The 12737-nt window shown below is 34.7% G+C and carries 13 protein-coding genes and 1 pseudogene; 3 read left to right on the top strand and 11 right to left on the bottom strand.

From position 1 onward, the window contains the following. Positions 1 to 7: 7 nt before the first annotated feature. Together dapB and AC5LWL_RS10900 are read right to left on the bottom strand one after the other, a co-directional pair. Positions 8 to 808, bottom strand: coding sequence for a 4-hydroxy-tetrahydrodipicolinate reductase (gene dapB, locus AC5LWL_RS10905; RefSeq protein ID WP_493434335.1), 801 nt, complete (start codon positions 806 to 808; stop codon positions 8 to 10). Positions 809 to 861: 53 nt separating this feature from the next. Next, on the bottom strand, positions 862 to 1194 hold the full coding sequence (locus AC5LWL_RS10900; protein WP_493434334.1) for a nucleotide pyrophosphohydrolase: 333 nt from the start codon (positions 1192 to 1194) through the stop codon (positions 862 to 864). 301 nt (positions 1195 to 1495) lie between these two features. Between AC5LWL_RS10900 and AC5LWL_RS10895 the strand changes: the two genes are divergently transcribed. Then, positions 1496 to 2374 (top strand): YitT family protein, encoded by an 879-nt coding sequence (locus AC5LWL_RS10895; protein ID WP_493434333.1) that lies wholly within the window; start codon positions 1496 to 1498, stop codon positions 2372 to 2374. 199 nt (positions 2375 to 2573) lie between these two features. Here AC5LWL_RS10895 and AC5LWL_RS10890 read toward each other — a convergent pair whose 3' ends face one another. Both AC5LWL_RS10890 and AC5LWL_RS10885 read right to left on the bottom strand, forming a co-directional pair. Further along, entirely contained in the window at positions 2574 to 3794 is a 1221-nt protein-coding gene (locus AC5LWL_RS10890; protein ID WP_493434332.1) for an MFS transporter, read from the bottom strand. A gap of 266 nt (positions 3795 to 4060) precedes the next feature. After that, positions 4061 to 4255 carry a hypothetical protein gene (locus AC5LWL_RS10885; RefSeq protein ID WP_493434331.1) on the bottom strand — a complete coding sequence of 65 codons (195 nt, stop codon included), beginning with the start codon at positions 4253 to 4255 and terminating at the stop codon, positions 4061 to 4063. Between the two features lie 193 nt (positions 4256 to 4448). Here AC5LWL_RS10885 and AC5LWL_RS10880 point away from each other — a divergent pair. Beyond that, positions 4449 to 5302, top strand: a pseudogene (locus tag AC5LWL_RS10880) (permease). A gap of 235 nt (positions 5303 to 5537) precedes the next feature. On the opposite strand, the gene arsC reads toward AC5LWL_RS10880, so the two are convergent. From arsC to AC5LWL_RS10865, 3 genes are read right to left on the bottom strand one after another with little or no spacing between them, the layout of a single operon-like run. After that, positions 5538 to 5957 (bottom strand): arsenate reductase (thioredoxin), encoded by a 420-nt coding sequence (arsC, locus tag AC5LWL_RS10875; protein ID WP_493434330.1) that lies wholly within the window; start codon positions 5955 to 5957, stop codon positions 5538 to 5540. A gap of 42 nt (positions 5958 to 5999) precedes the next feature. After that, entirely contained in the window at positions 6000 to 7295 is a 1296-nt protein-coding gene (locus AC5LWL_RS10870; RefSeq protein ID WP_493434329.1) for an arsenic transporter, read from the bottom strand. Between the two features lie 17 nt (positions 7296 to 7312). Then, positions 7313 to 7648: an ArsR/SmtB family transcription factor gene (locus AC5LWL_RS10865; protein ID WP_493434328.1), complete on the bottom strand. Its 336-nt coding sequence runs from the start codon at positions 7646 to 7648 to the stop codon at positions 7313 to 7315. Positions 7649 to 8138: 490 nt separating this feature from the next. Between AC5LWL_RS10865 and AC5LWL_RS10860 the strand changes: the two genes are divergently transcribed. Continuing rightward, the gene (locus AC5LWL_RS10860) at positions 8139 to 8660 is read left to right on the top strand and encodes a cupin domain-containing protein (RefSeq protein WP_493434327.1); all 522 of its coding nucleotides are present in this window, start codon (positions 8139 to 8141) and stop codon (positions 8658 to 8660) included. A 1082-nt stretch (positions 8661 to 9742) separates the two neighbouring features. Here the strand turns inward: AC5LWL_RS10860 and AC5LWL_RS10855 are convergent. The 4 genes from AC5LWL_RS10855 to AC5LWL_RS10840 form a co-directional block, all read right to left on the bottom strand. Continuing rightward, positions 9743 to 10417, bottom strand: a complete 675-nt coding sequence (locus AC5LWL_RS10855) for a zinc metallopeptidase (protein ID WP_493434326.1) — start codon at positions 10415 to 10417, stop codon at positions 9743 to 9745. Positions 10418 to 10477: 60 nt separating this feature from the next. Next, positions 10478 to 11287 (bottom strand): sporulation protein YpjB, encoded by an 810-nt coding sequence (gene ypjB / locus AC5LWL_RS10850; protein ID WP_493434325.1) that lies wholly within the window; start codon positions 11285 to 11287, stop codon positions 10478 to 10480. A 107-nt stretch (positions 11288 to 11394) separates the two neighbouring features. Continuing rightward, positions 11395 to 11985: a lipoprotein heptaprenylglyceryl N-acetyltransferase LhaT gene (gene lhaT, locus AC5LWL_RS10845; protein ID WP_493434324.1), complete on the bottom strand. Its 591-nt coding sequence runs from the start codon at positions 11983 to 11985 to the stop codon at positions 11395 to 11397. 168 nt (positions 11986 to 12153) lie between these two features. Further along, positions 12154 to 12708, bottom strand: a complete 555-nt coding sequence (locus AC5LWL_RS10840; protein WP_493434323.1) for a ReoY family proteolytic degradation factor — start codon at positions 12706 to 12708, stop codon at positions 12154 to 12156. Between the last annotated feature and the right edge of the window lie 29 nt (positions 12709 to 12737).

The following is a 12737-nucleotide window of genomic DNA, read 5'->3' as shown; positions in this document are numbered from 1 at the left end:
CATCCCCTTATTCCATAATGTTTTCAAGACCATATATAAGTGCGTTTACCTTTAAAACTTCATCAACCGCCAACTTAACTCCCGACATAAAAGAAGTGCGGTTATATGAATCATGTCTAAGTGTTAGTGTTTCTCCATCCGCCCCAAACATCACTTGTTGATGAGCAATAAGTCCAGGTAATCGAACAGAGTGTATGCGCATTCCATCAAAATCTGCTCCTCTTGCTCCTGGAATCGTTTCTTTTTCTTCTGGATGTCCTTGTTTTTTCGTTTCTCTAACTTCTGAAATCAATTCTGCTGTTTTTACAGCTGTTCCAGACGGAGCGTCTAATTTCTGATTATGATGCAATTCAATAATTTCCACATCTTGAAAATACTTTGCAGCAAGTTGAGAAAATTTCATCATCAGAACTGCCCCTAATGCAAAATTCGGTGCAATAATGCAGCCGCGATTCATTTCCTCACATAAACTTTCCAGCTCTTGTAAATTCTCTTTTGTAAAACCAGTCGTACCAACAACAGGTCTCACCCCGTAGCTTAAAGCTGTTTTTGCGTGGTGCATTCCATACTCAGGTGTGGTCAAATCAATCAGAACATCAGGTTTTTCTGTTTGAAAACATTTATCTATATCCGTGTAGATTGGCACATCAAATGACGTAAAACCATCTAATTCACTTAGTTTTTTCCCCTCATATTTATGATCTAAAACACCAACTAATTGAAAATGTTCCGTGCGTCCAGTTAACAAAACTGCTTCCTTTCCCATTCTTCCTCTAGCCCCTGCAATGACAATCTTTACTTTATCCATTATTTTCTCTCCTTTTATGTATCCTCTATAATTATGTTGTTTGTTTGTCGCGTCTATTGTTCTTTTTTTGTCCAGCGGTCTTTGTCTCTTGTATTAAATTTATGCATGACACGATCATGCGCTTCCTCTAAATCAATATGTAAAGAATTGGCCAGACAAACTAATACAAATAACATATCGCCAAGCTCATCATTTATTTCTTTTTCATTTTCAGTTGATTTTTTTGGTTTTTCCCCATAATGATGATTTATTTCTCGTGCCAGTTCTCCTAATTCTTCTGTTAACCTTGCTAACATAGCAAGTGGACTAAAATAACCTTCTTTAAACTGGCCAATATAGTTATCCACTTCCTGTTGTAATTGTTTTATTGTTTTCTCCTCTTTCAAACCTTCCACCTCATACCGTCAAAAGTATTCAATATATTCCCTTACATGTTAGCTAATCTAGTAGGTTTTTACAAATATTTTAGCATCAATCCTTTAGAAATGGGACAACTTGTGCATTTTATCTAAAATAAACTGAAGAGCAATTGCTCTTCAACTGTCTATTCGGTATAATAAAAACGTTTGAAACCTTTGCTTTCACAGGCCCTAATGATGCATATTTTTATCAAATAATAGAAAACTAGCATTCATTTAATTTTTTATTCAAAATTGTTTATGTTTATATGGAAAGAAGGCGATACACTTGTTTAAAAGCATAAAAGTTAAAAACATCTTATTCATACTATTAGGTTCCGCTATTTTTTCCTTTGGAATTATTCATTTTAATATGGAAAATAATCTTGCAGAAGGTGGATTTACTGGATTAACTTTGCTATTATTTTTTAAATTTAATTTGGATCCGTCTTATACAAACCTGCTGTTAAATATTCCGCTTTTTTTAATTGGCTGGAAGCTGTTAGGAAGAAACGTGTTTATTTATACAATTATCGGTACTGTCAGCGTTTCTCTATTTTTATGGTTTTTCCAACTTCCTCAAATTCAGCTGCATATTCCACTAAAGGAAGATCTAACATTAGCAGCGCTTTTTGCCGGGACTTTTATAGGGATTGGTTTAGGAATTATCTTTCGTTTTGGAGGGACTACCGGTGGAGTAGATATTATTGCAAGACTGTGCTTTAAGTTTTATGGATGGAGCATGGGAAAAACAATGTTTCTTTTCGATGCATGTGTTATTACTCTATCGCTTATTTTTTACTTAACATACCGAGAAGCCATGTATACATTAGTTGCTGTTTTTGTCGGTTCACGGGTTATTGACTTTATGCAGGAAGGAGCCTATGCAGCAAGAGGGGCGATGATTATTTCTGATTTAAATGATGATATCGCAGACAAAATAATGACTGAAATGGAACGTGGTGTAACGGTATTAAAAGGGCACGGTTCCTTTACAAAAAAAGAAAGAGAAGTTCTTTATTGTGTTGTTGCAAAAACAGAAATTGTCCGTTTAAAATCGGTTATCACTTCCATTGACCCACATGCTTTCGTATCCGTAAGCGTTGTCCACGATGTACTTGGAGAGGGATTTACTTTAGATGAATATAAAAGACCGATTGAACAATAATATCTATTTATCCAGCTATTACTATTTTATGCAAAAAACCCAGAAGTGTGGAAGCGTTATTCTCTTCGCTCTTCTGGTTTTTTTATCTCTTTGTGTTTTTAAGGGTAAGACCTCCACCTCTAAGGGAGGGTGGGACCTTTCAATCAGGTGGAGTAGAGTCTCCACCTGATTTCCCGAAGTTTCAGCTTGCTGAACAAGTTTATTCATGTTTCTCATGTATTTCTTTTACCCGCTTATCTGTCGGCAGCAAAAGGGTTAATACACCGAGCAGTGGTAACATACTGCATAAAAGCATAATGGTTTGCAGATCATACTTATCCCCAATCACACCAAAAATAACCGCTCCAAGCGCCCCCATGCCAAAAGCCAATCCAACAATCAACCCTGAAACAAGCCCAATCATTCCAGGCAGTAATTCTTGAGCATACACTACCGTAACACTAAAGCTTGATTGAAGGATAAATCCAATAATCATTAACACAGGACCCACCAAAACAAGGGGAATATGTGGCAGCAATAAGGTGAATGGTGCCGAACCAAGCAAGGAAAACAACAATATTTTTCTTTTTCCAAACCGATCTGCTAATGGCCCTCCAAAAAATGTTCCTAAAACGCCTGCCAGCATAAATAAGAAAATATATAATTGAGCAGAACGAATCGTTAAATGAAATTTATCAATAATATAAAACTGAAAAAAATTATTAATGCCTGCACCATACCAGGAACGGGCAAATACTAAAAATATCAATAAACTGATTGCAATGACAATTTCTTTATTCACATACAAAGTCGTTTTTGTTTGCTGTTTGATTTTAGGCGTTCTTCTTGTCAACTCTTGTTTATACCAATTAGAAACAGAAAATAGCACAACCATGCCAGATGCTGCCAGCACAGTAAACCAGATAGAACCAAATTGACCGGTATATACAAATATAAATGCCGTAAATAACGGTGCCATTGATTGGCCAGCATTGCCGCCAACCTGATAAATCGATTGAGCAAGCCCTCTTTTTGCCCCAGCTGCCATATAGGCAACACGGGATCCTTCCGGATGGAAAATCGCCGAACCAAAGCCGATAAACAGGACAGACAAAAGGACAAAATAAAAATTAGTAGAGATAGCCAAACCTAACATGCCTAACATGCTCGAAAACATCGCGAATGGCAGTAAATATGGGGCCGGTCGTTTATCTGCCAATATTCCAAAAAACGGCTGCATGATAGATGAGGTGATATTAAGTGTAAAAGCAATCCACCCTATTTGGGTAAAGTTTAGATTCATTGATTTTTCCATAATTGGAAATAATGCGGGGACAACTGACTGCATACAGTCATTGACAAAATGCCCAAAACTAATCGCAAATAAAATATTATAAATCGTTAATTGCTGCTTTTTCTGTAATTGCTCTGCAGTCTGCAAAATAACCCTTCTTTCTGTAACAATAAGCTGATGATACTTCGTAAAAAACTATTTATAATTATACACCTAAAAGGTTGTGCAATAACAGGTTATGTTTCCGTTTTTATCTATTAATCGACTAAAGAAAGTTTTATAAAAAGCGAGTTTTTGTATTAATCTGTTCTAATTTGCTCAAAATCTTTTTACTATTTCAAAATATCCAAATAAAAAGGTACGCTGCTATATAAACAGCGTACCTCAGGCTATCCGATAGAACCTATTTCCTTTTAATCTTGTCTTTGCATTCCTGTATAAATCAAAATTAAACGAATTAACTCTAATATCGCTACAGCTGCTGCCAACATAAAAATGATTTCAAGCAATACAAAATTGGAAGAGGCCAGCAAAGCAAAGCGCGATAGTTTCACTTTATTCAAGACTCTAGTAAACAAGTAAATTACGACAACTATCTTGACAAACACCGTCCTCAACCCTTTGGTTATAGATGAATATAATTGATTACAACTTACTCTCTAAAGCCATCCTTGTTCTTAATTCTGATTTCATCTTTCCTCCTGATTTTATTTGATTTATAACCATTATATAAAAATGCCTATTTTTAAAGAAAAAAGTTGCAAACTGCAAATAATTAAAAGGAGTGAATTTTTATTTATTATGTGGGCAAAAGTATTTTATAGTTTTTTATCAATCGCATTAGAACTAACCTTATTATTTATTGGAATCTCTTTTCTAATCAACCTATTCCAGGCATTTATTCCATATAAAAAGATGGAACGTTTAATGGAAAAAAAGCATCCATTTGTAAGTACCTTAGTCGCTTTAGGATTTTCCTTTATCACGCCTTTTTGTTCCTACTCAACAATTCCGGTGGTAGTTAATCTTCTTAATAAAAAAGTAAGATTTGGAATTGCAATGATTTTCTTGTTCTCGTCTCCTGTCTAGATCCGACCATAATAACATTAATGACAGCTGTACTAGGAATAAAAGTAGCCGTCACTTACACAGTCATAACATCCATTCTTTCCGTAATTATTGGTTTTACTTTAGAAAAGTTTGGTTTTGAACAACAGATAAAAACCGTTGTAGTAACAGGCTATCAAGAACCAGATAAGAAATTTCAACTAAAAGCAGCATTAGTCGAAACACTTCAACTAATGAAAAATGTGTATCCATATTTGCTAATTGGTGCATTCATTCATGGAGTAGTTCCAACTAGTTGGATATCCACTTTTATGGGAGGTGATAACTGGTGGCTAGTTCCTATAGCTGCAATTATTGGTATTCCGCTCTATATTAGACTTCCTACTATGATACCAATTTCCCAAATCATGATTGCTAAAGGGATGGCTTTGGGTCCAGTAATGGCTCTCATGATAAGCTCAGCTGGTGCAAGTCTACCAGAGTTAACTTTATTAAATAGCATATTCAAAAAGAAACTCGTATTTGCATTCATTGCTTCAGTCTTTGCGATGTCAACTATATCTGGATTTTTATTCTACATTATTTAAGGAGGAAAACTATAATGAGGATCTTAAAAGGTCTATTTCAAAAGAAAGTTCATGTTGCAATATTAAAATCGAGGAAATAAAAGAAAATTGCGAGAAAAAAACAAAAGATTAACAAGAACCGAACTCTTGCTGTAATAAATAATGAAGTGTGTGGATATAAATTGAATCTATGTATAGACATATAATAAAAAGAGCAAAAGATCATCTCACAATCTTCTGCTCTATAATTATACTTTTATTTTCCTGTTTCTGCAAATTGCTTAATTCTATTTCCAATTTCATTGCGAACTCGTTGAAAGAATGACCATTTTTCTTCATCAGTTCCTTCGGCTTTAGCAGGGTCATCAAATCCCCAATGAACTCGTTTAATATGAGATGGAGTCACAGGGCAATTATCTGCTGCGTGACCACAAAGCGTCACGATTAATTCTACATTGTTTAAAATCTTTTCCTCAATTACATCTGATGTTTGATAAGAAATATCAATTCCAACTTCATTCATTGCCTTCACTGCATTCGGGTTTAATCCATGAGCTTCTAATCCAGCACTTTTCACTTCCCATTCCTCACCCAAATATTTCTTAGCCCATCCTTCAGCCATTTGGCTACGACAAGAATTTCCTGTACATAAAAAGTAAATTGTTTTTTTTGCCATAATATTTTTTCTCCTTTAACTAGCTAGTTTTAATTTAATCTTTTAAACCAAAAGTAAACGTAGGTATAAGCCTAAAAGAGTAATGAATAAAACTGGAATAGTGATAACTATTCCAGTTTTGAAATAGGTACCCCAAGATATTTTGACACCTTTTTGTGAAAGTACATGTATCCATAATAATGTTGCTAATGAGCCGATTGGTGTAATTTTAGGGCCTAAATCAGAACCAATAATATTTGCATATATAAGTGCGTCCTTCATTACGCCTGTTGCTGAGGTTTCAGAAATAGCCAAGGCATCAATCATAACCGTAGGCATGTTATTCATCAACGAGGAAAGAATTGCTGAAAGAAACCCCATTGTCATCGTTGCTGTAAAAAGTCCTTTATCAACACCTACTTGGATAACGTCAGCAAGTAATGTAGTCAGTCCTACGTTACGAAGGCCGTATACTACAACATACATACCTATGGAAAAGAATACAATTGCCCAAGGAGCGCCTTTAATAACTTGCTTAGTATTGACTGCTGCACTTCGTCTAGCCATGGAAAGAAAGAAAATAGCGATAATTCCAGCAATAACGGAAACTGGTACATTCAACAATTTGCTAGCAAAATAGCAAATTAATAATACTGCAATTACAACCCAGGACAATCGGAACATTCTTTCATCACGAATTGCCTCAAACGGCACCTTTAAATGATTTAAGTCATATCGCTTTGGTATACCTTTATTAAAATATAGATATAACACTAAGATACTGGCTACTAAAGAAAATAAGTTAGGTACTATCATTCTCGAAGCATACTCGTTAAAACCTATGTTGAAAAAGTCTGCTGACACAATATTTACAAGATTACTCACTATTAATGGTAATGATGTAGTATCCGCAATGAAACCACTCGCAATAATAAAGGGGAATACCATTTTTTCATCAAACTTCAATGCTCTTACCATTGCTAGTACAATCGGAGTTAAAATGAGTGCTGCTCCATCATTTGCGAAAAATGCTGCAACAATTGCTCCTAATATGGAGACATAGACAAACATTTTTACTCCGTTACCCTTTGCAGCTCTTGCCATATGTAAAGCAGCCCATTCAAAGAAACCAATTTCATCTAAAATGAGAGAAATAATTATTATAGCTATGAAAGAAAAAGTCGCGTTCCATACGATACCTGTAACTGTCCAAACATCATATAGATTAACAACACCAAAAAGAAGAGCTAAAATAGCTCCGCCACATGCAGACCAACCAATTGATAAATTTTTCGGCTGCCATATGACAAATACAAGCGTCACCAAAAAGATGACAACAGCTAAAATAGATTGTAGCAAAGAAATCAAACCTCCAATTAATTACACGTTATTCTTATCCCTTCTTGTTCTAACCAGATAAACTTCTCCTTTTGGTCGGGAATATGACTTAATATATCTAGAACCAAAGGGAAATAAGTATTTTTACGGTTTAAAGAATAGATAACCCATTGTCCTCTTCTTTGCTCATTTACCAAGCTAGCATCTTTAAGTTTTCTTACATGTTGACTGATGGCAGGCTGTGACATCTTAAAGAGTTCCACAAACTCGCATACACAACAGTCATTGTGCAAGAGCATACCAAGCATAGAAATTCTGGTTTTATCACCTAAAAGCTTCAATACTGCAGCTACTTCTTCAATTGGTTCTATCATTATGACACCTCTATAATATATAGTATATAAGAAACTACTTATATTATAGAACCCTTATATCAAAATCACAACTTTTAATATTTATTCGTACTAAACAAAACTATTCCATAAAGAAGAGGTTCCATATATATAAGTAAAAAATCTGTCTAATTGAAAAAAATAGCAAAGCATGGATACCCACGCCTTACTATTTTTTATCATGTAATAAGAACACTAGTTCTTCCTATTCCTACACAGATCCCTTTTTAGCAATGTTTGGTGAAGATTGTTGGTTGATATTGAATAAAACATAATCAGATGGTAAGTTCAGCTCTGATAATTTCTTTGAAAGTTTGATAAAATCATTTACTGTATGACTTTGTATTAAGAAAAACAAAAATTGATATAACTTACTAAAACTAGCAACAACAAGTCCGCCCTGCACATAGGTACATTCCAATAAAATAGTGCATACAATAATTTGTATAAATTTGTGAAGGGATTGAATAAGATGTACTATACTCCTTGGGTGTATCCATACCCATATCAACCTAATGCTAATGTCGCAATGTATAATAATTATATAAGTCAGCCTGATTACTGGAATATTTATGATGACTCAAGAAATAAGGTAATGGATTATGGACGGAAACCATTTGTAGTCAATATTAATGAGGCTGCAAAGTATAATAATACCTATCGCACAGCTTTGTGGACAGGAAATCATTTGCAAGTTACATTGATGAGTCTTAATGTTGGTGAAGACATCGGTTTAGAAACTCACCCTAACGTTGACCAATTCTTACGGATTGAACAAGGTCAAGGGATTGTGCAATTAGGCAATAGAAAAGATAATTTAAACTTTGTTCAAAAAGTTTATGACGATTTTGCCATTATGATACCTGCTGGCACCTGGCATAATTTAACCAATACAGGCAATACCCCTTTAAAACTTTATTCTATATATGCTCCTCCACAACATCCAACTAGTACGGTTCATTTAACTAAAGCCCAGGCTATAGCGGCGGAATAATCGCATTCTAATTAATACCTTCTTTTACGAATGGGTGCTTTACTTCAAAAAGGAGTAGAGCCTTTTTGTTGTTTCTCTAACGTGGCAGGTTCGCGCAATAATAGGTTCAATTAGATTTAATGATGGAATCTTACTCAATAATGGCTACACGGTTATATATATATTTAAAGGGCTTGTTAGTGCATCTATTGGAAGTAGGACATACCAGGAGATTCTATAGTTCTTCTAATAATTGCTCTTTGTTTACTTGGGTTAGGATAGAATTTTGATTTAATAAGGGGGGACTACACTTATTGTTGATACTACGGAAACTTCCACACGAGCTAAAACTCAAGTTTGTTACTTACAATTAAAAAATACGGTTATGGCAATATGTTTTATACATGTAAAAAGAGGCTGAGACATAACTAAATAGATAATAGGTAAAGACAAACATTTTCTAATTTAGCACTTAAATGGTTATTTATGTTTTTTAACAGAGTGAAGTATACAAACTCTGTTGTTCCATTGCGCTACAGACATTCGCTTTCCTCGGGGAGGAAGCTGATCCACCTCGTTGCCTTGCGGGGTCTTTAGCCTTCCCACATTTCCCGCAGGAGTCTTCGCACCCTCCGTTACAAGCAACCTGTTTTAGAATAAGTTCTGTTCTTCAAATTTCATACAAGCTATGATAACTAATCACTAGTAGTGCTGATTTTTTATGCCATTATTCAACGTCATTCTTATTCAAAGGTAATTTGACTACTTGGGATATTCAAGAGACCTCACGGGGTAAGTTCACTCGCTTTCTCCTCATCTATCCGCCACATTTATTCTCATTTCATCCGGGGATATTTAGGACTTCATTTTGTTTAGCAAACTCATCCTGAAATGAAAACCTCTAATGTGATTCGTATACCTCAGAGAAAGGATTTGCCTAGAGCTTCCTTCAGATTCCGTGTCAACACCATTACCTTCAACTAATGGTTCGCATATCCCACGGACTTGCACCGCCTAGCTAGTGAGTATACCCGACACACTAAAAAAGGTACGCTGCTATATAAACAACGTACCTCAGGCTATCCGATAGAACCTATTTCCTTTTAATCTTGTCTTTGCATTCCTGTATAAATCAAAATTAAACGAATTAACTCTAATATTGCTACAGCTGCTGCCGCTACATAGGTTAATGCAGCTGCATTTAATACTTTTTTTGTTTCTCTTTCTTCATCATTTCGAATAATCCCAAGTGAAACTACCTGATCCATCGCCCGGTTTGATGCATTAAATTCTACAGGCAACGTGACAAATTGGAATACCACTGCTGCCAACATAAAAATGATTCCAAGCAATACAAAATTGGACAATCCAGCAAATATGCCGATTAAAATAAGAATCCACGAAAAGTTGCTGCCAATATTTGCAACAGGAACTAGCGCATGGCGAAAACGTAAAAACGAATAATCCTGCTGATCTTGTATCGCATGACCCACTTCATGTGCTGCAATCGCTGCTGCTGCAACAGAATGTCCATGATAATTATTGCTAGACAAACGAACTATTTTTGTTCTTGGATCATAATGATCAGACAAAACACCTTTTGTTTCTTCTACTGTCACATCATATAAACCATTCGCATCTAAAATTCTGCGTGCCACTTCTCTTCCTGTCATATGTGAAGACGAAGCAACTTTAGAATATTTATTATAAGCTCCTTTTACCCTCATTTGCGCCCAAAGAGGAACTAAAAGTATAAGAATAAAATACAATATAAACATGCTTTTCCCCCTATTTCATCTTGTCATTTAATTTAATTGTAAGCAGAGGAAATCGCAAAGTCAAATTTTATGATTTGATTGTCTTTTTCTCTTTTTATCCGCTTTATCCCCTAAATATTTTCTCCAACCTACATAGGATAATGTAAGAATGATAATACTTCCAGTTGAGATAATAACCCACCAGAGAGAGGGATCTGCATCATCTTCATATACTTGATTAAACACATCTTCCAGTTCCGCATGCAAGGTTGCTAATTCTTGTTGTTGATCGCTATTATTAAAAACCTGAAGACGAAATGTATTAATAAATTGTACATGCGCATTTAATTTTTGAAACTGTTCTGTTGCTACGTCCAATTTTAAACTAGGATAAATAATATCGTATAACGAAAGAAAAGAATCCATTTTTTCTTCAAATACTTGTTTGTCCCCTTTTTCAGCTGCTTGTATTATCTCGTTGTATGTTGTCATAACAGGATCTTCCATTTGCGTCCATAAAGGCTGCTGTCCAGAAGAAATTGCATCCACAACCAGTCGAAACTTTGTCACTTTATTGACTCGCTCGTCTCCATCCATAGAAGTATTTGTCATCGCCTCTACCGCTTCATCATGTGCAACTGTAACAATCCTAAGCTCATCCATGGAAAACGGATTTTGCTTAACTGTTACCGTACTAAACTGATTAGAAAAATATTCAAGAATTTTTTTCGCATCTTCGTACCTTTCTGATTTCACAAGTTGCAATGCTTCGTCTGATAATGTGTCTAATTCATCTATAGGCGCATTTTGATCTGCATCTGCATATACAGAAAGCGAAATAGGCGCCAGCAGCATCAATAACATAACTAATACAAGCAATTTAGCTTTCATTAATTGTCCCTCCTCGGTCTACTATTAAAAATGTATGTAGAGGTGGACAAGGTTAGACTAATTAATTTCTTTTTAAGAGGTTGTTCAAAAAGGAAAAAAGATACTATTTAATATACTAATTTCCATTGATTTCTTTTTTGTGTTATATAGTAGACAATACCAATGCTTGCACAGCTTAGCCAAAAGGTAAAATAACCAATTTGCTGCATATGCTGGTCTAGTATTTTATAGCTTGGCATCATAAAAAATACATAATCAATAATATCATTATGCAATGTCCAAATAGCTGCCACTATTAGATGTTTTATTTTTATACGATAAAACGGAGCATAAAGTAATCCCTGTACCGCCATTGCTCCATGAGAAAAAATCAGCATAAGTCCTTCTGTTTCAACCGATCCCAACTTAATAAATACAAGAATATTCAAAACAACTGCCCAAATTCCATATTTAAATAACGTAACAGCTGCTAATGCTTCAAATAACGGCCAATTTTTTTTACATAAAAAAGCAATGAGAACGATAACAAAAAATAAGCTAGCAGTTGGACTATCTGGCACAAACGCTAAAAATAAAGCAGGAGTTTCTTGTAATTGAAACCTGTACCAATAGTATCCATAAATCGTTCCAACTATGTTAATCAACAGCAGCAAGATTAAAAAGGAGCGATTACTTAATATATAATACAACCATTTCATCTATGTATTCTTCCTTCCATTCATGATTTATTTATTCTATCATAAGATGGAATATGCGTAAAAACCTTACGTATTAACTTTAAGCTCCTGAATATACTACTACGACAAAAAGCAATAAACAAACGGTCAATAAGAACCCATTTGTTTATTGCTTTATCGAGTAGACTGTTAAAAACTTTTCGCATTATAAAAATGTTTTAGTCGATTCGTTAACTCCTGAAACAATTGTTGATCTCCATTATCCAATGCTTTATCAATAAGCTCCAGCAATTTTTCCTTTTGAAACTTTTCAATGCTTGTTACAAGAAACTGTTCGGCAATCAGTTTGTCTTTTTCACTAATTTGTAATTTTTTCGGCATAAATGGATTTTCAACCAAAACGGCTGCATATTGATGCGCTTGATTAGAAGCATAAAAATTCAACTGAATATAAATATCTTCATCTCTGTTTAAACGAATATCATGAAAGGATTTTTCTGCATCGGTTGTCATTACATTTTCTTTATAAAAGCGGAACGGAACTTCATCAACACAGTGAGTGGACATTACCAGCCCCCGTGGGCATTTTTCCGCATTTTCAACAAAATGAACTTTTTCCATTAATTGATCATGACTCATTAAATAATTTAAAATCCAAACACATTCCCGTCTCTTTAATTGATAATGATTTAAAAACCAACGAATGAAGTCTTTTTTCTCGTTGACAGATACAGGGGTTTTCATTTTTTTATTTCCCTCCTCTGCTTTCAACT

This window comes from Niallia sp. WK069_GA_01 (genome assembly GCF_983173855.1).
Note: the sequence above shows the minus strand (reverse complement) of the source record. Positions and strands in the feature narration are given on the sequence as shown.